General features: G+C 68.7%; 22 protein-coding genes. 3 read left to right on the forward strand and 19 right to left on the reverse strand.

What is annotated here, in order from left to right; genetic code table 11:
- Nucleotides 1–123 precede the first annotated feature (123 nt).
- The 4 genes from glpX to JUB13_RS11455 form a co-directional block, all read right to left on the reverse strand.
- Nucleotides 124–1,092, reverse strand: coding sequence for a class II fructose-bisphosphatase (glpX, locus tag JUB13_RS11440; protein ID WP_207479044.1), 969 nt, complete (start codon nucleotides 1,090–1,092; stop codon nucleotides 124–126).
- A gap of 62 nt (nucleotides 1,093–1,154) precedes the next feature.
- On the reverse strand, nucleotides 1,155–2,444 hold the full coding sequence (locus JUB13_RS11445; protein ID WP_207478926.1) for a homoserine dehydrogenase: 1,290 nt from the start codon (nucleotides 2,442–2,444) through the stop codon (nucleotides 1,155–1,157).
- Between the two features lie 2 nt (nucleotides 2,445–2,446).
- Nucleotides 2,447–3,676 (reverse strand): LL-diaminopimelate aminotransferase, encoded by a 1,230-nt coding sequence (locus JUB13_RS11450; protein ID WP_207478927.1) that lies wholly within the window; start codon nucleotides 3,674–3,676, stop codon nucleotides 2,447–2,449.
- Between the two features lie 179 nt (nucleotides 3,677–3,855).
- A complete protein-coding gene (locus tag JUB13_RS11455) occupies nucleotides 3,856–4,344 on the reverse strand; it encodes a hypothetical protein (RefSeq protein ID WP_207478928.1) in 489 nt (162 codons plus the stop codon).
- Nucleotides 4,345–4,527: 183 nt separating this feature from the next.
- Here JUB13_RS11455 and JUB13_RS11460 point away from each other — a divergent pair, with 183 nt between their 5' ends.
- Nucleotides 4,528–6,339, forward strand: coding sequence for a PHA/PHB synthase family protein (locus JUB13_RS11460; protein WP_207478929.1), 1,812 nt, complete (start codon nucleotides 4,528–4,530; stop codon nucleotides 6,337–6,339).
- A 45-nt stretch (nucleotides 6,340–6,384) separates the two neighbouring features.
- On the opposite strand, the gene JUB13_RS31805 is transcribed toward JUB13_RS11460, so the two are convergent.
- The 10 genes from JUB13_RS31805 to JUB13_RS11510 all read right to left on the reverse strand — a co-directional run bounded on the left by JUB13_RS31805 (nucleotide 6,385) and on the right by JUB13_RS11510 (nucleotide 16,205).
- The gene (locus tag JUB13_RS31805; protein WP_207478930.1) at nucleotides 6,385–7,365 is read right to left on the reverse strand and encodes a DMT family transporter; all 981 of its coding nucleotides are present in this window, start codon (nucleotides 7,363–7,365) and stop codon (nucleotides 6,385–6,387) included.
- Nucleotides 7,366–7,402: 37 nt separating this feature from the next.
- On the reverse strand, nucleotides 7,403–7,909 hold the full coding sequence (locus JUB13_RS11470; protein WP_207479045.1) for a gamma carbonic anhydrase family protein: 507 nt from the start codon (nucleotides 7,907–7,909) through the stop codon (nucleotides 7,403–7,405).
- Between the two features lie 309 nt (nucleotides 7,910–8,218).
- The gene (locus JUB13_RS11475) at nucleotides 8,219–8,917 is read right to left on the reverse strand and encodes a CpXC domain-containing protein (RefSeq protein ID WP_207478931.1); all 699 of its coding nucleotides are present in this window, start codon (nucleotides 8,915–8,917) and stop codon (nucleotides 8,219–8,221) included.
- A 27-nt stretch (nucleotides 8,918–8,944) separates the two neighbouring features.
- The gene (locus JUB13_RS11480; RefSeq protein WP_207478932.1) at nucleotides 8,945–10,765 is read right to left on the reverse strand and encodes a hypothetical protein; all 1,821 of its coding nucleotides are present in this window, start codon (nucleotides 10,763–10,765) and stop codon (nucleotides 8,945–8,947) included.
- A gap of 60 nt (nucleotides 10,766–10,825) precedes the next feature.
- Nucleotides 10,826–12,277, reverse strand: a complete 1,452-nt coding sequence (locus JUB13_RS11485; RefSeq protein WP_207478933.1) for a hypothetical protein — start codon at nucleotides 12,275–12,277, stop codon at nucleotides 10,826–10,828.
- A gap of 343 nt (nucleotides 12,278–12,620) precedes the next feature.
- Nucleotides 12,621–13,337 carry a hypothetical protein gene (locus tag JUB13_RS11490; RefSeq protein ID WP_207478934.1) on the reverse strand — a complete coding sequence of 239 codons (717 nt, stop codon included), beginning with the start codon at nucleotides 13,335–13,337 and terminating at the stop codon, nucleotides 12,621–12,623.
- Nucleotides 13,338–13,433: 96 nt separating this feature from the next.
- Nucleotides 13,434–14,492, reverse strand: coding sequence for an N-acetyl-gamma-glutamyl-phosphate reductase (gene argC / locus JUB13_RS11495; RefSeq protein WP_207478935.1), 1,059 nt, complete (start codon nucleotides 14,490–14,492; stop codon nucleotides 13,434–13,436).
- 109 nt (nucleotides 14,493–14,601) lie between these two features.
- Entirely contained in the window at nucleotides 14,602–15,087 is a 486-nt protein-coding gene (rpsI, locus tag JUB13_RS11500; protein ID WP_207478936.1) for a 30S ribosomal protein S9, read from the reverse strand.
- A gap of 2 nt (nucleotides 15,088–15,089) precedes the next feature.
- Nucleotides 15,090–15,554, reverse strand: coding sequence for a 50S ribosomal protein L13 (gene rplM, locus JUB13_RS11505; protein ID WP_207478937.1), 465 nt, complete (start codon nucleotides 15,552–15,554; stop codon nucleotides 15,090–15,092).
- Nucleotides 15,555–15,758: 204 nt separating this feature from the next.
- Nucleotides 15,759–16,205, reverse strand: a complete 447-nt coding sequence (locus tag JUB13_RS11510) for a PaaI family thioesterase (protein WP_236024884.1) — start codon at nucleotides 16,203–16,205, stop codon at nucleotides 15,759–15,761.
- A gap of 110 nt (nucleotides 16,206–16,315) precedes the next feature.
- On the opposite strand from JUB13_RS11510, the gene JUB13_RS11515 reads away from it, so the two are divergent.
- Both JUB13_RS11515 and JUB13_RS11520 read left to right on the forward strand, forming a co-directional pair.
- Nucleotides 16,316–17,167, forward strand: a complete 852-nt coding sequence (locus JUB13_RS11515) for an enoyl-CoA hydratase (RefSeq protein ID WP_207478938.1) — start codon at nucleotides 16,316–16,318, stop codon at nucleotides 17,165–17,167.
- 258 nt (nucleotides 17,168–17,425) lie between these two features.
- Nucleotides 17,426–19,060 carry a hypothetical protein gene (locus JUB13_RS11520; RefSeq protein ID WP_207478939.1) on the forward strand — a complete coding sequence of 545 codons (1,635 nt, stop codon included), beginning with the start codon at nucleotides 17,426–17,428 and terminating at the stop codon, nucleotides 19,058–19,060.
- Nucleotides 19,061–19,324: 264 nt separating this feature from the next.
- On the opposite strand, the gene ligD is transcribed toward JUB13_RS11520, so the two are convergent.
- The 5 genes from ligD to JUB13_RS11545 form a co-directional block, all read right to left on the reverse strand.
- On the reverse strand, nucleotides 19,325–21,208 hold the full coding sequence (gene ligD / locus JUB13_RS11525) for a DNA ligase D (protein ID WP_207478940.1): 1,884 nt from the start codon (nucleotides 21,206–21,208) through the stop codon (nucleotides 19,325–19,327).
- Between the two features lie 210 nt (nucleotides 21,209–21,418).
- Nucleotides 21,419–21,631: a hypothetical protein gene (locus JUB13_RS11530; protein WP_207478941.1), complete on the reverse strand. Its 213-nt coding sequence runs from the start codon at nucleotides 21,629–21,631 to the stop codon at nucleotides 21,419–21,421.
- Nucleotides 21,628–22,731, reverse strand: coding sequence for a tetratricopeptide repeat protein (locus JUB13_RS32015; RefSeq protein WP_207478942.1), 1,104 nt, complete (start codon nucleotides 22,729–22,731; stop codon nucleotides 21,628–21,630). The genes JUB13_RS11530 and JUB13_RS32015 overlap by 4 nt, the downstream gene beginning before the upstream one ends.
- Nucleotides 22,728–23,660, reverse strand: a complete 933-nt coding sequence (gene ku, locus JUB13_RS11540; protein WP_207478943.1) for a non-homologous end joining protein Ku — start codon at nucleotides 23,658–23,660, stop codon at nucleotides 22,728–22,730. The genes JUB13_RS32015 and ku overlap by 4 nt, the downstream gene beginning before the upstream one ends.
- Before the next feature lie 334 nt (nucleotides 23,661–23,994).
- Nucleotides 23,995–25,128, reverse strand: a complete 1,134-nt coding sequence (locus JUB13_RS11545; protein ID WP_207478944.1) for a hypothetical protein — start codon at nucleotides 25,126–25,128, stop codon at nucleotides 23,995–23,997.
- Between the last annotated feature and the right edge of the window lie 41 nt (nucleotides 25,129–25,169).

A 25,169-nucleotide genomic window follows, 5' to 3' on the forward strand; every position in this document is an offset into this window, starting at 1 on the left:
GAACTTGCCCCCGTTGCGCCTTGTGGCCGTTCTCTCGGCGCGGCGGCGACGAGGAGGCCGGAAACGCAGCGGGGGCGCGCAGCCCACGGCCGCGCGCCCCCGCCCTCCAAGCCGTGGCGCCGCTCAGCGCTCCATGGGGACGAAGCCGGTCTTGCGCCGGAAGTTGTGGACGGCCTGGATGTAGCGCACCGTGCCGCTCTTCGATCGCATGATCACGGAATGCGTCTCGGCGCCGCCAGCGAAGCGACGCACGCCCTGCAGCATGGCCCCGGTGGTCACGCCCGTGGCCGCGAACATCACGTCGCCGCGGGCGAGGTCCAGCAGCTCGTACTTGCGGTTCAGGTCGGTGATGCCCCAGCGCGCGGCGCGCGCCCGCTCGTCGTCGTTGCGGAACAGCAGCCGGCCCTGGAACTGCCCGCCGATGCAGCGCAGCGCCGCCGCGGCCAGCACGCCCTCGGGGGCTCCGCCGGATCCCATGTAGATGTCGACGCCGGCATGGGGCTGGCTGGTCGCGATCACGCCCGAGACGTCGCCATCCGAGATCAGCAGGATGCGCGCGCCGGCCGAGCGCACCCGGGCGATCAGCTCGGCATGGCGGGGCCGGTTCAGGATGCAGACCAGCAACTCGCCGACATCGACGCCCTTGGCCTTGGCGAGGTTGCGCAGGTTGTTCTCGACGGTCTCGTCCAGGTCCACCACGCCGTCCGGCAGGCCGGCGCCCACGGCGATCTTGTCCATGTACACGTCGGGGGCGTTCAGGAAGCCGCCCTCCTCGGCCATGGCGATCACGGCCAGCGCGTTCGGGCCGCCGGTCGCGCAGATGGTGGTGCCCTCGAGCGGGTCCAGCGCGATGTCGATTTTCGGGCCGCCGGTGCCGACCTTCTCGCCGATATAGAGCATCGGCGCCTCGTCGCGCTCGCCCTCGCCGATCACCACGGTGCCGTCGATGCTGAGGCTGTTGAGCGCTTGGCGCATCGCGTCCACGGCGGCCTGGTCGGCGGCCTTCTCGTCACCGCGGCCGATATGCAGGGAGGCGGACAGCGCCGCCGCCTCGGTCACGCGCACCACCTCCAGCGCCAGGTTGCGGTCCATCCGCAGCTGAGTGGTCTCGGTCATCTGGTTCCCCCAAAACGGGCCTTTGCGGCCCTTTCGCTTCAAAAATCCTCGATGCGGATCATGCGCGGCGGCTCGAGCACCGAATCGAGAGCCTCGATGGCGGCAAGCGCGCGCCGCATCGAATCCTCGCCCGTGTCGTGCGTCGTCAGCACCACCGGCACCGCTTCTCCCGGCGCCCGGCCGCGCTGCAGGAAGCTTTCCATCGAGACCTGCTGGTCGCGCAGCAGGGCCGCCACATCGGCTATCACACCGGGCCTGTCCACGACCATGAGCCGTACGTAGTACGCCCCTCTTCTCGCGGAAATAGGCGAAGCGACCATCCGCTGGAGCTGCGCCGCCGGAACGCCGAAGACCGGCGTGCGCCGCCCCATGGCGATGTCGACGAGATCGGCGACCACGGCCGAGGCCGTCGGACCCGCGCCCGCGCCGCGCCCGACCAGCAGCACCTTGCCGGTGAAGTCGCCGTCCGCGACCACGGCGTTGAAGACGCCGTCGACGGCCGCGGTCGCGCCCGCCGCCGGCACCATGCAGGGATGCACGCGCTGCTCGATCCCGTGCTCTGTGCGCCGCGCGATGCCCAGCAGCTTGATCCGGAAGCCGAGCTCGCGCGCGTACTGGATGTCCAGCGCCGTGACGTGGCGGATGCCCTCCACGTCCACCGCGGCGAAATCGACCTCGCAGCCGAACGCCAGGGAGGTCAGGATCGCCAGTTTGTGGGCGGTGTCGATGCCGTCGATGTCGAAGCTCGGGTCAGCCTCGGCATAGCCCAGGCGCTGCGCCTCGGCCAGAACCTCGCCGAACTCGCGCCCGGTCTCGCGCATCTCGGTCAGGATGTAGTTGCAGGTCCCGTTCAGGATGCCGTGGATCTGCGACAGGCGGTTCGCCGCCAGCCCCTCGCGCAGGCCCTTGATCACCGGAATGCCGCCCGCGACCGCCGCCTCGAAGCGCAGGTCGACGCCGCGCTCCTCGGCGAGGCGCGCGAGCTCGGTGCCGCGATGGGCCAGCAGCGCCTTGTTCGCGGTCACCACGTGTCGGCCATGGGCCAGAGCCGCCTCGACAGTTGCGCGGGCCACGCCCTCGGAGCCGCCGATCAGCTCGCAGACCACGTCGATGTCGGGGTCGGCTGCGAGCTGGGCCGCGTCCTCGTACCAGCGCACGCCCGACAGGTCGGCGCCACGGTCGAGCCCGCGCCGGCGCGCCGATACGGCGGTCACCACGATGCGGCGCCCGCAGCGGCGCTCCAGCAGCCCCGCCTGTTTCTCCAGGACCTGCAGGACCCCGGCCCCGACCGTGCCGAGCCCGGCAACCCCGACCTTCAATGTCTTCATGCTCACGCTTTCACCCGAGCCGGCTGGCGGTCCGCCCCGGCCGCATTCACGCCGGAGGCGCGGAAAAACTCGCGGATGTTGCGGCAGGCCTGGCGGATGCGGTGCACGTTCTCCACCAGCGCGAGGCGCACATGCCCGTCGCCGTACTCGCCGAAACCGACGCCCGGCGCCACCGCCACCTTCGCCTCCTGCAGCAGCAGCTTGGAGAACTCCAGGCTGCCGAGATGGGCGAATGCGGGCGGGATCGGCGCCCAGGCGAACATGCTGGCGGGCGGGCTGGGCACGTCCCAGCCGGCCGCGGCCAGCCCCTCGATCAGCACGTCGCGCCGCTGCTTGTAGAGCGCCCGGATCTCCTCGACGCAGTCCTGCGGCCCGTTAAGCGCCGCGGTCGCCGCCACCTGGATTGGCGTGAAGGCGCCGTAGTCCAGGTAGGACTTGATGCGCGCCAGCGCCGCGATCAGCTTGCGGTTGCCCACCGCGAAGCCGATGCGCCAGCCGGGCATGCTGTAGGTCTTGCTCATGGAGGTGAACTCGACCGCGATCTCCCGCGCCTCGGGGATCTGCAGGATCGAGGGCGGCGGCACCCCGTCGAAGTAGATCTCGGAATAGGCGAGATCAGAAAGGATCCAGATGCCGTGCTTCAGGCAGAAATCGACGATGGGGCGGTAGAACTCCAGGTCGACGACCTGCGCTGTCGGGTTGGACGGATAGCTCAGCACCAGGGCCAGCGGCTTGGGCACACTGTGGCGCACCGCGCGCTCGAGCTGGTCCATGAAGGTCCCGATATCCTCCTTCACGGGCATGTGCCGCAGCGCCGCGCCGGCCAGGATGAAGCCGAAGGGATGGATGGGATAGGACGGGTTGGGCACCAGGATGATGTCGCCCGGGCTGGTGATGGCCTGGGCGAGGTTCGCCAGCCCCTCCTTGGAGCCCAGCGTCACGACGACCTCGGTCTCGGGGTCCAGATCGACGCCGAACCGGCGCTTGTAGTAGGCCGCCTGGGCACGGCGCAGCCCGGGGATCCCGCGCGAGTTTGAATAGCGATGGGTGCGCGGGTTGCGCACGGTCTCTACCAGCTTGTCGACGATGTGCTGCGGGGTCGGCTGGTCGGGGTTGCCCATCCCGAAGTCGATGATGTCCTCGCCGGCGGCGCGGGCCCGCGCCTTCATCGCGTTGACCTCGGCGAAGACGTAGGGCGGCAGGCGCTTGATGCGATGGAAATCCGTGCTCATGGGCGATCCAGATGCGCGTCCGGGCCCGGACCTGGCCCATCCGAGCCGGCCCGGAAGCCGTTTGTAACGCGCCGGCCGCTCCCGGGCGAGGGGAATTGCGCGAAAGCCGCAGGATGCAGCCAGAATACGACCCTGAGGGCTCCGGTCCCGACGCTCGGCGAACGCGGGGGACCCGACGCTCAGGGGGCGCGCGGTGCCGGCGGGATCACGATGGCATCGGAGGGCGGCGGCACCGCCCCGGCCAGCGGCGGGATCTGCGGCGCGGCCTGCCGCTGGGGTGCGTTGGGCGGGATGGGCGCCCGTGTCTCGAGCTGGCCGGCGGCCGCCTCGGACTCCGCCCGGATCTGGCGCAGCCGGTCCAGCATCACCTGGCGCTCGGCCGGGGTCCGCACGGCGGTTGGGCGCGGCGGGACGCTGGCGAGGTTCGGGAAGGTCAACTCCTCGCCCGTCGCCCGCCGGATGGTTCCCTCGGCCGGGGCCGGCTGGCCCTCGGACGCGGCTGGCAGCTCCGCGCCTCCGCCCAGCCTGTCCAGCAGCGGCGAATCCGCGCAGGCCGCCAGCAGCGGGATCGCCAGCATGGCGGCCAGGATCCCGTGCATGGCGCGGACGGTGGAGCCCGCGCGTAGGACGCGGGTGGCCCGGCGGGCGGTCTCGGGCACGGCTGTCATGGGGCGAACTCTCCCGCAGGGCTGGGGCGCGACCGGCGGACGCACCCCCGGACCGGCAACACCAGCCCTTGTTGCAATGAAACTTTCTTCCGGATGTTGTACTAGATCCCGAGAAGCCACAAGCCCACGCGCCGAGCCCAACGGCGGCCCCCATCCGGCGCCCGGGACAGTACAGAGGAAACCATGGCCGACCAGCACGCCCAGGACGTGAAGCTTCCGGACCCCGTCGAGCTGTCCCGGGCGATGACGCGCATAGCCGAGCAGAGCCAGCGCCTCGTCGCGGAGTTCCTGTCACGGCAGGCCCATGACGGCGCGGCGGCGCCCTCGGCCTCGCCGGACCCGCTGAACATCGGCGGCGCGTTCCTCGAGATGACGGCCAAGATGATGGCCGACCCGATGCGGCTGATGCAGGCGCAGATGTCGCTCTGGAACGACTACATGACGCTGTGGCAGCGCACGACCCAGCGCCTCCTCGGCGGCGAGGAGACCGAGCCGGTGATCACCCCGGCCAAGGACGACCGCCGCTTCCGGGACAGCGCCTGGGACGAGAACACGCTGTTCGACTACATCAAGCAGAGCTACCTGCTCTCGGCGCGGTTCCTGCAGTCGACCGTCCGGGGCGTCGAGGGGCTGGACGAGAAGACCCGGCGCAAGGTCGACTTCTATACGCGCCAGTTCGTCGATGCGATGGCACCCAGCAACTTCGTGCTGACCAACCCCGAGGTGCTGCGCACGACGCTGGAGAGCGGCGGCGATAACCTCGTGAAGGGGCTCGAGCACCTGCTGGAGGACCTGGACCGCGGCAAGGGCCGGCTCGCCATCAAGATGACGGACTACGACGCCTTCAAGGTCGGCGTGAACGTGGCCGTCAGCCCGGGCAAGGTCGTCTTCCAGAACGAGCTGATCCAGCTGATCCAGTACAGCCCCACGACCGAGCAGGTGAACAAGCGCCCGCTGCTGATCGTGCCGCCCTGGATCAACAAGTTCTACATCCTGGACCTGCGCCCCAAGAACTCCTTCATCAAATGGGCGGTGGACCAGGGCAACACCGTGTTCCTGATCTCCTGGGTCAACCCGGACGAGCGGCTCGCCACCCGGACCTGGGAGGACTACATGGAGGACGGCATTCTGGCCGCCGTGGATGCGGTGCTGAAGGCGACCGGCGAGCCGTCGCTGAACATCATCGGCTACTGCATCGGCGGCACGCTGCTGGCCTCGACGCTGGCCTATCTGCACGCGACCGGCGGCACCGAGAAGATCGCCTCTGCGACCTACTTCACCACCATGACGGACTTCTCCGAGGCCGGCGAGCTCTCGGTCTTCATCGACGAGGAGCAGCTGACCGCCCTCGAGGAACGCATGGAGGAGAAGGGCTATCTGGACGCCTCGGCCATGGCGACCACCTTCAACATGCTGCGGGCGAACGACCTAATCTGGTCCTTCGTGGTCAACAACTACCTGCTTGGCAAGGAGCCCTTCCCCTTCGACCTGCTGTACTGGAACAGCGACAGCACCCGCATGCCCGCGGCCATGCACAGCTTCTACCTCCGCAACATGTACCAGCGGAACCTGCTGATCAAACCCGGCGGGATCGTGCTGAAGGGCGTGCCCATCGACCTGCGCACCATCAAGACGCCCACGGTGATGATCTCGACCCGCGAGGACCATATCGCCCCCTGGAAGTCGACCTACGCGCTGACGCAGCAGCTCGCAGGACCCGTGAAGTTCATCCTGGGCGCGTCCGGGCACATCGCGGGGATCGTGAATCCGCCGGAGGCCAACAAGTACGGCTACTGGACCAACACCAAGCTGCCGGCCGACCCCGAGGAGTGGCTGGAGACCGCAAAGCAGACCCCGGGCTCCTGGTGGCCGGAATGGTCGAAGTGGTTGCAGAAATACGCCGGCGGCAAGGTGCCCGCCCGCGACCCCGCGGCCGGCCTGCTCAAGCCCATCGAGGACGCGCCCGGCAGCTACGTGGCAGCCCGCGTCTCCTGAAGCTGGCGCCGGAAAACGGCCGGGGCCGGCAGTCGCCGGCCCCGCTCATTCCGTCCGGTAGGGCGGCCGCGCATCGGGCGACGCCCCGAGGCCCAGGAGAACGCTGCCGGCGATCACGGCGGCCGCTCCGGCAGCGAGCGTCGCGTCGGGAACGGTCCCGAAGGCCATCCAGCCGAAAAGAAGCGCCCAGACCATCTGGCTGTACTGCACGGGCGCGACCAGGCCCGGCCGCGCAAGGCGCAGGGCATAGGCAAGGCACAGCCGCCCGCCCGCCAGCATCAGCCCCGCCGTGGCGTAGAGCAGCCACTCCCGGGGCGTGGGCGGCACGTACCGCCCGGGCAGAAGGGCGGCATTGACCGCGATCAGGATCACGACCGGCAGAACCATGTCCGCCAGCAGCGTCGACCTGGCGCGCCAGTGGCGCACCGTCAGCATGGAGACCGCCTGCGCCGCCGCCGCCCCGAACGCGGCCGCCGCGCCCCAGCCATCCGCCTCGCCGCCAGGGCGCAGCATCACGACGACCCCCGCGAAACCGAGCGCTGTCGCCATCCATTGGCGGCCCGTCGGTGCCTCGCGCAGGAGCATCAGGGCGAGCAGCCCCGCCAGGATGGGGCTGGTGAAGCGGACCGCGTAGACATCCGCGATCGGCATGCGCGTGAAGGCCGCTAGCGTCAGCCAGATCATCGCGACCGACGGGACGCCGCGGGCCAGCACGACCAGCAGCGTGCCTGCGGACTGCACCCGCAGCCCGCCCAGCGCGCGGCCCGCCGGCAGGGCGAAGAGGCAGGCGAAGACGCCCGACAGCAGCAGGATCTGAGGCAGCGGATGGCCGGCGCTCAGCAGCTTGGAGACCACGTCCATGCCGGAGAAGAGCGCAAAGCCCAGGACTGCCAGGACGAAACCGGCCCGGGGTCGGTCGGCGGCGTTCCCGGGAGGCGGCCGTGGCGGCGACAGTGGCGACGGCCGCGGCGGCGACAGTGGCGACGGCCGCGGCGGCGACAGTGGCGATGGCCGCGGCGGCGCCATGAGCGGCCCCTGCCCCGGCGCGCCGGCGCGCCGGCGCTCAGCGCGCCGCGGCCGTGCCGCCGGGGGCCGCGTAGCTGCGGGCCAGCTCCACGTAATGCGCCGCCGAGACCGGGAAGAAGGCGAGCTCTTCCTCCGTCAGGTCGCGCAGGTGGCGTGCCGGGCTCCCGGCCCAGAGCTGTCCGCGCGGGACCCGCTTGCCTGGCGTGACAAGCGCGCCCGCCGCGACCATGGCCTGGGTCTCGACAACGACGTCGTCCATGACGCAGGCCTTCATGCCGATGAAGGCGCTGCTCTCCACCGTGCAGGCGTGCAGGACGGCGGCATGGCCGACGGTCACGTCGTCGCCGACATAGGTTCCCTGCCCGCGACTGGCCACGTGAATGATCGTTCCGTCCTGGATGTTGGTGCGCGCGCCGATGCGGATCTCGTTCACGTCTCCGCGCAGCACGGAGCCGAACCAGATCCCGCTGTCCGCGCCGATCTCTACGTCCCCGATCACGATGGAGGTGGGCGCCAGGAAGACCGAGGGCGCGACGACGGGCATCCGTCCGTGATGCGGCAGGATCAGGGCATCGGCCACGGGACGTCTCCGAATACGGTGGAAGCGGCCTCCCTTCTAGATCAGGATCGACGCGGAAGGAACCGCCGCCGCATGAATCATCCCTATTGGCACGCCGCCAAAGCTGTGTGACAGGGTCACACCCGGCAGATCCTGGAGGCTGCCGCCGCAGTTGCCGCCCTCAGCGTTTACCGACGGCACCTTGCCCGGGCGGGGAGATGGGACGTGGCGCGGAACTTTCCTCTCTGATCATCGGTCGGGGGTAGGGCTCAGGCCCCGGCCCGTTGCATCCGTCTACTCATTCCGCTCACCTGACGCCGGAACAAGCACTCTGTTGATGTCGACGAAGGGGCCTTGCGAAATCTCCGCGCGCAAGGCGGCCCATGCAGCCGGATTGGCTTCGATCCCGGTCAGCAAGGTCCGAGGAGCCGTCAGGAATGCCTTTGCTTGCTCCGTACCGGGATCGATCCAGGCGAAGGTGATCTCGTCCTGGTCGCCCCCAACAAGCCGCAGCTCGGTCTGGTCCAGGTGAACGGTACCGGATTCGCGCATGACCGCGACCTTAGCCAGTTCGACGAGCTCGTCGTCCAATCCCAGGTCCTGGCATCTCAGTTTCTCAGCAAAGGCCGGCCACCCGAACACAAGCCGCACCCTGAACTCTCTCCCCATGGCGCGGACGGGCAGCGGCGTCAGCGGCCCGAACGCCTCCTGGAACATGTCCAATGCGTCCTCCTCCCGGTCCGACCATTCCAGAAGATCCGAAGCGGGGTGGGCGAGGATCCAACTACGGCGCTCCACGTCGAGATAGACGAGATCGCATGGCGCTCGACCTTGCTGGTCGCAGCCCGGGCATCCGCTGGCCTGCAACGATCCGTCGAGTATTGCGTCGCGGAGATCCGGCCGCCGGTCGGCGTTGATGCTGGCGAAGGTCTCGAAGGCGAGAGCATGACCGCATGCGGGGCAGGCGCCTTCCACCGGGACGATGAGAGACATCGGGGATCCTTGGCGATCGTATCGGGCTCAGACGGCCGGCCGGCCGTCGACATTTTCCCTGAACCACTTGTAGAGGTCGTGGCCCTTCGCGAGCTTCCCGAGATAATACATGGCGTAGAGCTCGGCGAACCATTCGCCCGGCGCACGCCACTGGTAGTCGCTGACCTGTGTTTCCTGTCGCTTGGCGAGCGAATAGCTCCACCAGTCACCCGGGTAACTTTCGATATAGACACGGTCTCCGATGGCCACCTTCGCGGCCTCGGACGGCCCCTTCATGTAGAGCACCTTCGACTTTGATGCCTTCCTGATCGCGCGGCAGCGTTCGACCGCGGGATGCGCCGACACCGCCCTCTCGTCGATCCTCGGCATGGGGATGAGGGTCGCCCTGAGCGCCTGGTCCATCGCCTCGGCTGCTTCGTCGACAGTCAGGCCGTCCTCGACGACACGCCTGGTAAGCTCGACGGCCTCTTTCGTGGTGAGCTTGCAATCGGTTCTCGCGGCCTGCAGGGCACTCGACGGATCCTCCATCGTGGTGAGCAGATCTTGATATGCCGCCACGAACTTCGTCTTCTTCATCGTCCTCGCGGCGGCGCTCACACGGTCCATGCAGCTGTGGGCAGTATTGTTTGCCAGCTTGATCTCATTGTAGACCACGCCGATTTCAGGCTCCGACCCTTCAAGAACGTTCTTGAGATAGCACTTGAGGCCGCCCTTCACTTCGCTGGGAAAGGCATCGAAGAAACCCATCGCCGCGCCGATCTTTTCAGCCGCCCTGTCGGAATCCAGGTCCTCCCATTTCCCGAACTTAGCCAATCCACGGTTACCGGCCATGATGCCGTTCTTTGTGTCGACGGCGTGCCCGATCTCATGCAGCGTCGCGAAGGCGAATCCTTCGAACCATGTCGATTTTCGGTTTGCGTCTTTCCTCGGGAACGGAAGATGGCTCGAAGCCGGCAGATTGATGACTACGCGTCCTGCTTGATAGTAATTTCCGTCTTCGAGAAATTTTCTTATTCCACTCAGTCCCTTGTTCATCTCGAAGACGTTGAGCGCATTATTGGCGAAGGTGTGGTCCTCAGGTAGGCCCGCCATCAGCTTGTAGAATCTGGCGGGGGCCTTGCTGGTCGGGGTGCCTTCGAGACGTTTGATCTTGAACCGCTTGAGCATCGCCGTCGTGGCGATCCTCCTGGACAATGCGTCGCCCTTGGTGCCCATCGCCTCCATGACGGCGTCGATCGTAGCCCTGCCCCCCGCATCCTGGAGGAGGTCCCCGATCGCAGTCTCGAGATCCGCCTGATTCAGGGTCTTCCATTCCGCGAGGATCTTTTCGGCCGGCTTCGAGGCAAGCTTCCTGGCCTTCTTGATGGCGTCCGTCACTTCGGCGTTGAGCTTGCCCAGCTGCTTGTACGCGATCTTGTCCGGCAGGCTTGCGTTGCCTGCCGCCCGAACCGCATCCGCCGCAGTCTTCCTGAAGCCTGCGGTATCCGCATCCGTGCTCTTCTCGAGCATCACGATCCGCTGCTCGAGCGCACGAACACTCGTGAGCAGCTTGTCGATCCGCTTGAGCATCTGTTGCTCGGTGGGCTGGCCCTTCATCGACCTCGCCAAGGCACCGACCTGAGGCGGCGCATCGGCCGAGACCGTCGTGATCGCCTCGGGCGTCTCGGCCAATCCGGTCAAGGCGGGCGGAAGGTCGACCATCGTTCCTTCTGCCGAGCCTTCCTGGACAAGCGCCTCCTCCGCGATCGCCTCGTCCATCTCGGAGGCAGCGGTCGTCGTGCCCGGCACGCCCAGCTTCAGCTTCCATGCCTCGACGGCATCCAGATCATCGTTCTCGTTCTGCGGCATCTTCGGCTCGGTGGTCGGCGGACATAGGGGCCGGTAATGGAAACGTCCGTCAGCGGTCGGTCATGCTGGAAGGCTGCGCTCCATGTCCGCGAGCGCGGCCGAGAGCGTCCTGCGGGCCGTGATGCGGACGCCGAACGGGTTTCGCTCGAAGGTGGCGAGCAGGTCATCGTCCAGCTTTCCGCGAACCGACGAAATTGCTGCTCGAATCCGCGTCGTGTCGAGCTGGCCGCTCGGCTGCCCCTGCGTCCCGGCCAGCGCCTGCGAGAGGGGGACAGTCAAGGCCTCCATGAGGCTGTCCAGGCGTGTGCGCGCGATCACGTGGAGATCCGGATCCTGGGATGATAGGAGGACGTCGCGCAACGTCTCGAACTGTACGGTTGTCCGGCGAACCGCCCCCGTCCAGGCGGTCCTGATCACGTCAATTCCGGAAATGGCCTCAGCTCCGGTGTCCGGTCCGCCCATGGGCGGCTGAAGCCCGGAGATGGCATCGAGGAGGACGCCGAGCGCGACCTCGGCCTGATCCAGTGCGCCGATGCCGAACGCGTCCAATGCGGCCTGGTAGGCGTCGGCGAGTCTTGGTTCGGCTTCCGGATGGATTGTGGCAAGCTCCCTTAGCGTCGGGATCAGTTCCTTGATCCGGCTGCGGATCCTTCCGGACTGGTCCTCGCGGCCGGCTTCCATCGGCGCCTGAGGTTCGGCCTCATCTTGAGCAGGGTCCTCATCTGGGTGCACCTGCCGGTCCGGTCCGAGCACGACGACCTGCAACGGCAGGCCATGTCCGGCCAGCAGGGCACGTAGAGACATGCGCAACCCGCTGACCGGCTTCTTCTCGCAGGCGAAGGTGGCGATGTGGCCATCGATCGTGACAGTGCCCCAGCTGCCGGACTTGGCGGCGATCTCCTGCTTTACGATTTTCGCCAGCTTGAGCCCGCTGAACCGGGCATGCAGTCCCAGGCGGTCAGCGCCGGGATCTCCGCATCGGCCATAGGCGAAGGTGACTGGGGTCTTTCGCGCGAGCTTTAGGAGCTTGACCATCCTGTCCCGCGCGAAAAGCGTGCCCGGTCCCGGCTCCTCATCGTCTTCCGCCTCTTGCTCCTCAATGTCGTCCCGCGCTGGCTCCGGGCGCGGCGTCGGTTTCGGCGCGTTCACTGCGGCCGAACTCTCCACCATCGCGGGTTGGGGATCGCTTGCCCCAGGCTCGACGATTTCGACCTTCAGGCCAAGGCTGTTCCGCTTGAACCAGACCTCGAGTGCCTTGCGGTGCCTGGAGCCGTCCTTGTCCACGACGATGATCGCGGTGCTTCCATCGCATGTGGCCGTGCCGAAGAAGCCTTTGGCGCAACCCTCCTTGCGAAGGATCGCAAACAGGCGTGCCCCGTCCTGGCGCCTGTCGACCAGGAGCTGACCGTCCAGCGGATCCGTCGCGAAGCCGAACGCAAAGTTGACCGGCGTCGTCTTGGCGGCCTTGAGCAACTTCGCTGCCTCGAAGGGCTCCTGAGCAGCTGCGGTCATGCACGCACCTCCAAGCGGCCCGTCGAGCCATAGAATGGAGCGAGTTTTCGTAAAGCTACCAGCAGTTGCGATAGGTGCCCATTCGAATGTTCGCGTCGAGTTTCCGGTCGGCGGCGCTGGTGCTTCCTGCCCGACTGCCGATGATTGGAGCGGCTGCGGATAGCCGATCGCCGGAGCTCTCGCTGCCCACACCCACTGGATAGCCGTCCTGTGCTCCAGCTGCGCACCGCAATGCGCCGGCCAAAAGCACACAGGCACATTCCACCCGGGTGGACGGGCTCCGGACAGAAGTCCGCCTGCGCCGTCAAATCGGAGGCGATTTCGAGCCTTCTTCCGCGCCTCCCTAGTAGCGGCGCACCGTCCCGGCGCCCGCGAAGGGATCGGGGAAGGCCCGGCCTGCATCATCCCCCCGCCAGGAGGCCGCAACCGCCTCCTGCCCGGCGCGCAGCCGGTCCAGCACGGCGCGCAGCGTCTTCACCTCGTCGCTCTCGGCGGGCGCCGCGGGCAGCGGGGAGGTCCGGGCATACCGGCCCGCGGCGAGCCCGCGGGCGGTGTCCTCCGCGGCAAGCTCGATCCTGCCGCCATCGAAACCGAGGACAGATGTGTCCTCCGCCGACACGCGGCCGCCGCGCACGAGCCCAACCTCGACCACCATCTGGTCGAAGGCGGCAGCGGCGCCGAACTCGGTGCGCAGGCTGCCGATCCGCAACTGGACGGAATCCACCCCCGCCTCGGCGGCCTTGCGGACATTCTCGCCCAGGGCCTCCATGGCACGGTCCACCACCGGGCGCAGCGCGTCGGGATCCTTGTACAGGACGCCCAGCACGCCCTCAATCCGGCTGCGCAGGGCAGCGCCCACGCTCTCGGCCGTGCGACCCTCCTTCGGCAGGTCGAGCTGGATCGCGCCCGTGCCGGCCGGCCGTGTCGCACCATCCGGCGCGGCCTGCGCGGCAGCCGGCTCCGCGCCTGCGGCGCGGCCCGCCTTGGCCGTGGGCGCCTGGGACCGCGCGGCGGTCGCCAGCGCCGTGATGCCGACAGGAATGCCGCCGATGCCCGACATTGCGCCTCCCGCTGCAGCCCCCCGCTGGAGCTCTCCGCCCGACCGGACGGCGCCCGGCAGGGCACCCCGATCGGACGGATGATAGCCGAGCCTGGCTCAGGGGAACAGGCCGATCCCCTCGAGCCCCATGGTCTCGCCATGGCCGAGCATCAGGTTCATGTTCTGGATCGCTTGGCCGGACGCACCTTTCACCAGGTTGTCCAGGACCGAGAGCACGATCGCTCTGCCCGGCAGCCGGTCGGCGAAGACGGACAGGTGCAGCTCGTTGCTGCCGCGCACGTGCTTGGTGTGCGGGACGACACCGGCCGGCAGCACCTTCACGAAGGGCTCGGCCCGGTACCGCTCGGCCAGCGCGGCGCGCAGGTCGTCGGCGCTCCGCCCCCGGGCAAGCCGGACATAGGTCGTGATGAACTCGCCCCGGTTCATGGGGATCAGGTGCGGCGTGAAGGCGATGGTCACTGGCCGCCCGGCGGCCAGGGACAGCTCCTGCTCCATCTCGGGCATGTGGCGATGGCGCCCGACGCCATAGGCGTGCATGCCCTCGGCGACCTCGCAGAACAGGTTCTGCTGCTTGGCGTCCCGCCCGGCACCGCTGACGCCGGACTTGGCATCCACGATGATGTCCTCGGCCTCGACAAGGCCGTCCAGCAGCAGCGGCAGCAGCGGCAGCAGCGTCGCCGTCGGGTAGCAGCCGGGGTTCGCGACCAGCCGCGCACTCCGGATGCCCTGGCGGTTCAGCTCGGTCAGGCCGTACACCGCCTGCTTCTGCAGGTCGGGCGCCTTGTGGGCGTGGCCATACCATTCCGCATAGCTGTCCAGGTCCGTCAGCCGGAAATCGGCCGAGAGATCGACCACAGGCAGGTGACCGGGCAGCGCCGCGATGATCTCCTGCGTCGTGCCGTGAGGCAGCGCGCAGAAGACGAAGTCGACACCGTCCCAGCGCACGTCCTCCACCTTCACCAGCGGCGGCAGGCCGAGATGGGCGAGGTGCGGGAACACCTCGGCCATGGGCTTGCCGGCCTGGCGCTCCGCGGTCAGGGCCGCGATGCGCGCGCCCGGGTGGCGGACCAGCAGGCGCAGCAGCTCGGCGCCGGTATAGCCGCTGGCGCCGAGGATCGCGATCCGGACGGGGGAGATGTCGGGAGAGGCGGGCATGGACTCCTCCTGATGGGCGAGGCTGGTGTGCGGGGCCTGAAAGACGAAAAGGGCGCCCCGGCTGGGGCGCCCTTTCGCATCGATGCTTCGACGGTGTTGGCGGTGCCGGTCAGCGCTTCGAGAACTGGAAGCTGCGGCGGGCCTTCGCCCGGCCGTACTTCTTACGCTCGACGACGCGCGCGTCGCGGGTCAGGAAGCCGGCCGCCTTCAGCGCCGGGCGCAGGCCCGGCTCGTAGTAGGTCAGCGCCTTGGAGATGCCGTGGCGCACCGCGCCGGCCTGGCCCGAGAGCCCGCCGCCCGCGACCGTGCACATCACGTCGAACTGGTCGATGCGCGAGACCACCTCGAAGGGCTGGTTCAGCAGCATGCGCAGGACAGGACGCGCGAAGTACACGTCGAGCTCGCGGCCGTTCACGGTGATCTTGCCGGAACCCCGCTTGATCCAGACGCGGGCGACGGCATCCTTACGCTTGCCGGTGGCATAGGCCCGGCCCTGCGCGTCGAGCTTGGGCTGCGGCAGCTCCGCGGCGACCGCGACACCCGTGGCGGGTGCCTGCGACTTGAGGTCGGCGAGAGACTGGATGACCTGCGCCATGATTACGAAGCCCTCTTGTTCTTCGGGTTGCGCGCCGCCAGGTCCAGGGCCTCCGGCTGCTGCGCCTCGTGGGGGTGAGCGGCGCCGGCATAGACCTTCAGGTTGCCCATCTGGCGGCGGCCCAGCGGACCGCGCGGGACCATGCGCTCGACGGCCTTGATGATCACGCGCTCGGGGTAGCGGCCTTCCAGGATCTGCCCCTTGGAGCGGCCCTTGATCCCGCCGGGATAGCCGGTGTGCCAGTAGAAGATGTCGGCGTTGCGCTTGTTGCCGGTCAGGCGGACCTTCTCGGCGTTCACGACGATCACGTTGTCGCCGCAATCCATGTGCGGCGTGTAGGCCGCCTTGTGCTTGCCGCGAATCATGTTCGCGATGATGCTGGCCATCCGACCGAGAACCAGCCCGTCAGCGTCGATGACGAACCACTTCTTCTCGATCTCGGAAGCCTTTAGGGACAAAGTCTTCATTGCAGATCTCACGAGGGAAGAACCCGGACCGGCACGAAGAAGGCCCCCGCACCGAAGAGCGCGCTTTATAAGCGCGGCACGGGGCCCACGTCAACGGATCTTTTCCACTGGAAAATCAAGAGTTTAGACCCAGCGGTACAGAGATACCGCGCGCGGAATAGGGCGGAACTCCAGGGCTGCCAAGCGTTCCGGCCTCCCGCGGTATCAAGATACCGCGCTACGGTTGGGTGGGATCGAGTAGGTTCCCGTGGCATGCGAGACCGGGTCCTCCTCGCCCTCGGCAAAGATCAGCACGTCGCCGTAGGCAAGTCTGCGGCCGAGCTTCAGAAGCCGCGCCTCGGCGAGGATCGGTCCGGGCTTCGGCTTGCGCAGGAAGTTGATTGTCATGCTTGTGGTCACCGCCAGCTCGACGCGCCCGATGGCGCTGAGGACGGCACCGTAGAGCGCCACGTCCGCCAGACCGAACATCGCCGGGCCGGTGATCGTCCCGCCCGGCCGGACGAAGTCGTCCCTGTAGGGCATGCGCAGACGGACCGACCCGTGTCCCAGAGCCTGCACAGTGACGCCGTAGCTGCCGACCAGTGGCACGCCTTCGCGGATCAGGCTCTCCAATTCCTCCGCGCCGATCGCGGGTGCCAGTTCACCGGCCAAGTCGCTCCTCCGCCCCTGTTCCCCGGATCATGCCTGGGACCGTTTCCGCGGGAGTGTGGGACGGGGTAGGCTCGCGGGCAAGACAAAGCAGGACGACGAGGAAGCCCGCCATGCAGCCCAGGACGCCCGCTACCGACCCTGCCTCCCCCATCCCTGGCGGCGGCGGTGCCGCCGGACAGGATCCCGTGCAGGCGCCGCTGCTGCGCGCCGATCGGGACGGCGTCGCCTGGCTGACGCTGAACCGCCCGCAGGCGCGCAACGCGCTGTCATCGGAGCTGATGGCCGCGCTTCAGGACGCGCTGGACGCGATCGCGCGGAACTCCACCGTGCGGGTGGTGGTGATCGGCGGGGCCGGGCCCGCCTTCTGCGCGGGCCACGACCTCCGCGAACTGCGCGCCGCTCCGCGGCGCGAGACGCATGACGCTCTTTTCGCGCAATGCTCGCGCCTGATGCTGACGATCACGCGGCTGCCGCAGCCCGTGATCGCGCGCGTGCACGGCATCGCGACCGCAGCCGGGTGCCAGCTCGTCGCGACCTGCGACCTCGCGATCGCCGCCGAGGACGCCCGCTTCGCGACGCCGGGCGTCAATATCGGCCTGTTCTGCTCGACCCCCATGGTGGCGCTTAGCCGGGCCGTCGGCCGCAAGGCCGCCATGGAGATGCTGCTGACCGGCGAGATGCTGGATGCCGCCGCGGCCAAGGCAATCGGGCTCGTGAACAGGGTCGTTCCGCCCGACGCGCTGGACGCCGCGGTCGAGGACCTCGCAGCCAGTGTGGCCGCCAAGTCGCCCCTGACGCTTCGCATCGGGAAAGAAGCCTTCTACCACCAGGCCGAGATGAGCCTCGAGGAGGCTTACGCCTATGCCAGCCGCGTGATGGCCGAGAACATGCAGGCGCGCGACGCGGCCGAGGGGATCGACGCCTTCCTCGGAAAGCGTGCGCCGATCTGGCGGGGCTGCTGAGGGGCCGCCCGAACGGATGCGGACGCCGACGCGAAGGATACATGCGCAGGCCCATTCCGATCAGGCCTTCGCGATAAGCTAAAAATTCTGTGGAAATCGATAGGATTTTTCCTACAACATCGCATCACATGTCCTCGGCCCCGGGGGCGGCCTTAAGGTTGAAGGAGGAAGGGTGATGCCTCTCTTCGGCGCTTGCCGCATCCAGACCATGCCGAAAGGCCACGCGGCCGCTCGCCCCCATCCGGCAGGGCCGGCGCCATGACGTGGCTCGACAGAATCGCCGACAAGCTGCTGTTCGACTTCGCAGTTCCCGGCAGAAGCCGCAAGAGGGAGACGCCGCCCTCCCCCGACCGCGACCGCCAGATGCAGGAGGCGGCCTATGCCATGTTGGCGGCCGCGAATCCGCAGACGATCGCGCGGGTGTCGGTCGCGCTGGAAACGGCCAAGCTCGAATTCACCCGCACGGCCGGCGCCAGGGACTGCAGCGTCGACGTCCTGCTGGGTGGAATCCGCCCCCTGCTGCAGCAGCACCGCCCCGGGCGAGTACCGTCGCTCGCCCGTCTCGCCTGGATCCCCGTCGAGCCGTTGCTGACCAGCGGCTCCGATGCGCGGCCGTGGTCGATCCATCGAGGCTGGCTTCGCCCGGCTTGGCTGGTGGTTAGCCAGCAGGCGCCCGACGCGCTCGCCGAACTCGGCACGCAGCTTGCCGAGCTGGCAACCGGCCAAGGCGGGACGCGACTCGGAAGGAAGTTCGCGCTGCCCGAGGAACGGCTCGGCAACATCGCCCGCGCGGCGCAGGACGTGGCCCTCGGGGCCATCGAATCGGCAGTCGCCTCGGGCTTCGAGACGACGGGGCCGATCGCCGCCATGCTGCGCGACCTGAAGCTCACCCGCGATGCAGCCCGGGTCAACGAGGCCTTCTCGCGGATCCTCCAGCAGCTCGCCAGCAGTCTCGCGGCACGCATCCGCGGCGAGGACGCCTTCCTGGCCCTCGGCCTCGCGGTCGAGGACATGCTGACGCGTCCCGGCTGGCGCGACCGCACCGACCTGATCGACGAACTGCAGCACGACTACGGCTCCACCGTCAGGCTACTTGGCCGCGGCAGGGGCCAGGCCGAGGCGGAGGACACGGCTGCTGCCTTCCTCGTCCTTCTGGGGCGCAGCGTCACCCTGCCCTGGCCGCTGCTGGAGGCGATGCGCCGCCGGACCTATCTGATGCAGGGCGCCGAGAAGCGCCCCGTCGACACCCGCACCACCGCCGACGTCGCCGCCTTCGTCGACGACCTTGTGGCGCAGGCCGAGCGGATCGGCGCCAGCGCGATCAGCACGCTCGACGTCGTGACGAACCGTCCTGGAGATCCCGGCGCCGCCTTCTCGGCGGCCCGCGCCACGGCCGCTGTCAGCGCTTGGTTGCACGGCCTCCTTTCGGTGGGTTTCCTCGATGTCTCCGGCCCGCGCCACCGCAGGATCGGCGAGCTCCGCGACGCCCTGGCATCGCGGATGGAGAACGCGCTGATCCCCTCCCTGCGCGCGGTCGTGGGATCGCCCCTGGCGGCGGAATGGGACGAGCGGTCGGGCAATCCGGACGTGCTGCAGGCCTGGGGCGTCGCCACGGCCGCGGCGCTGCATGCCGTCGAGCATCTCCAGAACCTCGCCAACGGGGCCGACGGGCTGCGCTGCTCCGGTCTGGCCGCGAAGGCCATGAAGGAGTCGCTGCAGCTCTATTGCGTCGCGGGCGAGAACCTCGTCAGCGGCACCCGCGCCGGCCGCCCCGCGCGTCCGGAACGCGTGAACGCGGTCCTGCGCATCGCCAATGCGCTGAGTCCTGGCATGGGATCGTCCTTCCGGCGCCGGCTCGACAACAGCAACATGGTCGAGCGTGCGGCAGTCTGACGCGCCTCGCCGAATCCTGTGCCCCCGGCGCATAACCGACTGGTCCGAGGGCAGAAATCCACAATCGCACTTGACAGTTCCGTGAACGCGACGAAGCGGGATGTGATACCCGCATGAAGCGAAAACCCAGGCGCGACGCGGGTTCCAGCGGATTACGCCGAAGAGCCTAATCCGCCTTGGAGACCTGGGAATTCCTGGTCTTCGGCACTTGACCCACAGAGTTTTCCACCGATTCTGGGGATAACCCCTGGCGGCGAATGCAGGTCATGAATCGGGCAGGACTTGGTGCAGGGCGAAGCAGCCGGCCCAAGGGTCCCCGGCGCGCAACCGGCGCTCCGCGGTCAGGATCGAGAAGACCGGCGGTGCGTCGATCTCGCGCCAGGACAGAGGGAAGGCGATGGGGGCACCCGGGCGAGCCCGGGCCGACCAGGGCGCAATCGCTGTCGCGCTGTCGTCGTTGCGCAGATAGTCCAGAAAGATGCGACCCCGGCGGGCGCGCTTGGCCATATTCGTCGTGAAGCCGCGGGGGTGCTCGCGGGCGACCTCCTGGCAAAAGCGGTGCGTCCAGGCCTTCGCCTGGGTCCAGGACACGGTGGGCTGCAAGGGCACCACGACGTGCAGCCCCTTGCCACCGGTCGCAAGAGGGAAGCTCGCGAGACCCAGGCCGGCCAGTCGGTCCCGCACTACGGCCGCCGCCTCGGCGACCTTTGGCCAGGGGACGTCCTCGGCAGGGTCCAGGTCGATCACGAGCCGGTCGGGCCGGCCGGGCTCGGTGACGCGCGAGCCATTCACGTGGATTTCCAGCGCGGCGATCTGCGCCATGGCCGCGATGCCGCCCGCGTCCGCCACCAGCAGCGTCGCGCCCTCTCCCCCGGGCAGCTCCACCGCATGGATCGCCCGCGGCAGGCCGGCCATGCCGTGGCGCTGATGGAAGCAGCCCTCTTCGGCTCCGCCGGGGCAGCGCACCAGCATCAGCGGCCGGGCGAGGACGTGCGGCAGCATCCGCGGCGCCACCATGGCCAAGTAGTCGGCATAGGCCGCCTTGTCGATGCCGGCGTCGTCCCAGAGCGAGCGGTGCGGATTCGTCAGCCGCGGCCGCGCAGGCGCGCCCGCCTCCGGGCTCTCGCGGCTCCGCCCCTGCCGCCCCTGCGCGGCTCCGGGAGGGTCGCCGTCGGCAGCCGGGGAATCCGGCGCGATGTCGAGCCGGATCTCGGCGGCCTCGACGTCGTCGCGCACTCCCTTGAAGACGGCCTGGCGCAACCGGCCGCTCCCGGTCCAGCCCCGCGTCTCGACTTCCACCACGATCTCGGGCCGTACCCAGCGCGCGGCCTCTTCGGGCTCCGGCAGCGACGCGAAGGGGCAGTCGGCGGCATGGCGGGGAATGAGCCGGCCAAGGAGGGTCGCCTGGGCGTTTCGGCTGATCCCCGTGCCGACCCTCCCCGCATAGCGGAGCCTGCCGCGGTCCCACCAGCCCACGAGGACGCTCTCGACGCTCGACGCGGTACCGACATATCCGCCCACGACGAAGCTGTCCCGGACCGCGCATTTGGTCTTGATCCAGTGCTCGCTCTCACCGCCGCGGTAGGGCGCGTCGGCACGCTTCGAGACGATGCCTTCAAGGCCCATCTCGCAGGCGGCGCGCAGAATCCGCCCGGGCTCGCCGCTGATGTGCTCGACATAGCGGATGGCATCGCCGGCCGGAAGGCGCGCCAGCAGGGCTCGCAGCGCCTCCTTGCGTTCGCACAGCGGCAGGGCGCGGAGATCGGCGCCATCGAGCCACAGCAGGTCGAAGGCGCGCATGACGATGGCCCGCTGCCCGCGGGCCGTGGCCAGGGCGTCGACCAGGGCAGAAAAGCTCTCGCCGCCGGTCTGCCGCTCGACCACGAGTTCGCCGTCCAGGATCGCGTTCTGGACGCCGAGCCGAGCCGCCGCCTCGGCCACCGCCGGAAAGCGGCGCGTCCAGTCATAGCCGTTCCGGGTCAGGATCTCGGCGTTCGCCCCCTCGATCCGCAGCAGGCCCCGGTAGCCATCGTACTTGATCTCGCGGATCCACTGGCGGCCCGGCGGCGCATCCGGCGAGTAGCGGGGCTTCTGCGGCCGGACCGGCGGCAATCCGCCGGCGGCCTGGCGTCGCGCGGCCCGCGCCATCAGCGCGGCGCCCCGGAGCGGGCGTTCATCGACGGAAGATCCACCGGTCGACCGTATAGAGGATCAGCGCGCCCATCCCGGTGTCCCCGCAGGCCAGCGCGATCCCGGCAAAGCCGGCATCCAGGCTCATGATCCCCACACCCGGCGCACGAAAGCGCGCGCGATCGGAGGTTCGCCAGCATTTCCCTCCTCCCCGGCCTCACGCGGATCTCAGACGGGCTCCCAGCCGCCGGACCAGTCGGAGAAGCCCGGCGCGAAGTGGAAGACCGGGCCGTTTCCGTCCTCGGCGAAGACGTCATGGCCGGCCGCCGGCAGGTCAAGCCCCTCGCGGGCGAGCATCACGCTGGCCTCGTCCAGCGTCATCTCGCCGAGGACCCGGCGCCGGCCCGGCCCATGCAGCGTGATCCTGAAGCGCCCGCTCATCCGTACTCCGGAACAGACAGCAGGCGCAGCATCTTGCGGGCCCGCGCCGCCCAGGGCTGGGCGTCGGGCTCGAGCTCCAGATACTGGGTCAGCAGGATGCGCGCATTGGCAGGGGAACCCAGCTCGTGGTGCAGCAAGGCGAGGTTGAAATAGGCGTTGGCGTAGGACGGCTCGGCCTCGATCGCCTTCTGGAATGCCGAGGCGGCCTCGTGCTTCCGGCCAGCCTCGGCCAAGCGGTAGCCGAGGTTGTACCAGGCGTCTGCCATGGTCGGGTCGACCTCCACCGCGCGGCGGTACATGGCGCGGGCCTCAGCGTCCTCGCCCAGCCCGACCAGGACATTTCCGAGATTGAAGAAGGCAATCGCATCCTGCGGGTCGAGCTGGGCCGCCAAGCGATACATGCGGGCAGCCAGCCGCAGGTCGTCGCCCTCCTCCGCCCGCTCTGCGGCCGCGTAGACATCGTCGATGGTAGGCTTCGGAAGGTCCGGCACGTCGAAGAGGAACTGGCCGTCGGGGTCCGACAGCGCCGACCCGACCCTGATCGCCACCCGTCCGTCGCTGCCGAGCACCAGCCGCCGCCCCGCGAAATCCGCCGACCGGCCCAGAACGGCGCGCCGGCGCGCCGGCCCCAGCTCGGAGATCAAAGCGAACAGGCTGACCCCCTGCCCCATCAGCCGCGCCGCCTCGCGGGCCAGGACGACGTCCCGGAACTCCAGCCTGCCGTCGTGCGGAATCAGGACATCAAAGAACACCAGGGCGTCGAGCGCGTCCTGTTCGAGCCCCGCGAGCTGGGCCGCCCTGGCCAGCTCCATTCCGCCCTGCACCGCCGGAGGCGGCAGCATCCCCAGAGCGCGCAGGATGCCGATCTCGCTCACGATGTCGGCGCCCATGGCCCAGGCCTTGTCCACGAGCTCCGTCCAGCGCTGACGGTCGCCGCGCAGCATGGTGGCGGCTCCCTGGCCGACCACGATCAGCTCGGTCCGGGCGGTGATCTGCCGGCGCGGCACGGCGCCTTCGCGCTGCAGCAGGCGGAACAGGCGGTGGACCGGCATCGAGACGACGCGGCCGATCACGCTGACGGGGGTTCCGACCTCGATCACGATGCTCTCCTGCCCCGGGTAGCGGTCTTCGCCTTTGCAGCCGGCGCGGCCTTGGCGCTCGGCTTGGGAGCAGGCTTCCCCTGGACTGGCCTTCCCTGCTCCGGCTTCGCTTGGCGGGCGCGCCCCTTGGCCGCCGGCTTCGTCGTGATCCCCTCGGCCTCCAAGCTCTTCTTCAGGGCGGCCATCAGGTCGATCACGTTGCTGGGCTCGGCGCTGCGGCTGCGCACGGGCTCCTGGCCCGCCATCTTGGCCTTCACCAGGTCCTTCAGCGCCTCCTGGTAGCGGTCGACGATCTCCTCGGGCTTCCAGGGGCCGGACTTGCTGCCGATGATCTGCTCGGCCAGGGCGACCAGATCCTCGTCCAGGCGCCCCTCCTCGATTCCGTCGAAATAGGCCGAGGCGTCCTGGACCTCGTCGGCGGAGCGCAGCGTCGAGACGAGCAGGCCGTTCTCGCGCGGGCGAAGGCCCACAAGGCGTTCGCGGTTGGCGAGGACGACGCGGCCAAGCCCCATTCGGTCCTGGCGCCGCAGAGCTTCCACGATGACGCGGAACGGCTCCTGGGCCACCGGTCCGTCCGGCGCGAGGTAGTAGGGGCGGTCGTAGAACAGGGGGTCGATGTCGGCGCAGGGGACGAAGCGCGTCAGTTCGATGGTCTTGGAGGATTCGACCTGGAGCTTCTCGAGATCCTCGTCCTCGATCACGAGATAGCGCTCCTCCTCGATCCTGAAGCCCTTCACGATGTCGGCGCGGTCGACGTCCTGCCCCGTCCCGGCATCGACGAGCTTCGTGCGCACGCGGTTGTTGGTCCGCCCGTTCAGCTGGTTGAAGGCGATCTTGTCGGTGCCGGTGACCGCGTTGAACATGCGGACCGGGCAGCTGACCAGTGAGAGTTTCAGATAGCCCTTCCATGCGGGGCGGGGTGCCGCCATGCCTTGCTCCGTCGCGTGTTCCGTGTTCCGCGGTCAGGAGCAACGTCCCGGATACGGCTGATGTCGCAGCGGTATGGATCTGGCAACTTCACGCCGCGGTTGCGCCGGATACGGGGCACCCGGCGGCACGCCGGGCCGCCTGCACGCTGTATCCGCCCATTCGCGCAAAATGCGCGCAATGCTGCCGCAGCCTGGGTTCGACGCAGAGGGGCTAACCCTACAGATTGCATCACCCCGGCATCCCGCGGATACGCGGCGCGGCCGCCACGTTGTTGCAGAATCGCAACGATCTGCCGCATGAACGCAGGTCCGCCCGCCGAGCATTGAAGCGGCTCTACGGAGAATGCCTCCGAAGCAGCCGCTTCAGCATGGCGCCGCAGTACGGCGAAAGGTCCTCGCGAACATGCACGTTGTCATCGGTGAACGCCGGATCGAAGGTTCCGTCCTCCTGGACGAAGGGCGTGTAGAGATCGAGGTAGAGCAGGCCGACCGCGTCTGCCGCCTTCTGCAGGGCGCCGTTGAGCGACGCGGTGATCCGGGCTCGGTCCTGCAGCGATCCGTAGGTGGGAAACTCCGGATTCATCTCGTACTCGCCGGGCGGAACAACGCCGCACACGACGTAGGCCCCGGCCGGACCCAGCAACCGGATTGCGCAGACGGCATCGATGTAGTTCGCAACCAGATCCCCGATCACCTCGTCCTGATCGCGGCCGCGTTCGTCCCTCTGCCTGCCGATATGCGCGCGGGCATCGATCTCGCCGAAGACCATCACCACGTCTGCACGCTGCGGCAGGTAGTAGGCCCGGGGGTCGATCCCGTCGAGCCCCTCCCGTCCGACACGGTGCATGGTCCGCGGTCCGAGCCAGTGCCTTTCGCACCAATCCACCCGGCCGAAGCAGTGAAGGGCATGACTGTCCCCGAACACAACGGCCCGCGGCGCGGCCGGAAGTGCCGCCAGGGCCTGCTCGTAGCTCCTGATCCCGGACTGGTCGCCGATTACACGGCTCAGGGACAGGAGATCCTCGAGAATCTCACGGTTGCCGGAATCGCGCGCCAGCGCGCGGCACAGACGGCTCATCGCTCCGAGATGATTCCCCTGCCGCAGCAGGATCTTTCCGACGAAGTGATGCGCGACGGGATGGTCGGGCGCCTGCCTTTCAAGCGCGAGCAGCAGGTCCGCCGCGATATCGACCTGTCCGAGGGCCAGATGCCTCCTCACCGCTCGCTTGAATTCGTCCAGTGTCACGACAGCCGTCCCGAACCGCTTCTTCGTACCGTATGCCGCGAGGCAGAGGATCGCGGGCGCGCAACGAATAGCAAGCGCCGGTCCTTGCCGCATCATCCGCCGAGCGGCAATGCGCGGCACCGCCGGCAGGCCGTACCACGCCCGACTTGACGGGAGCGCGGTGAACCAGTGAATGATGGCGCACGCAGTGCGATTTAGCGGATTTTCCTCATCAAATCCCAACGCCGGATCGTGGATTAGGCCGCTTCACCCTGGGGTGCAGG

The sequence above is a fragment of the Arenibaculum pallidiluteum genome (genome assembly GCF_017355985.1).
Lineage (GTDB): Bacteria > Pseudomonadota > Alphaproteobacteria > Azospirillales > Azospirillaceae > Arenibaculum > Arenibaculum pallidiluteum.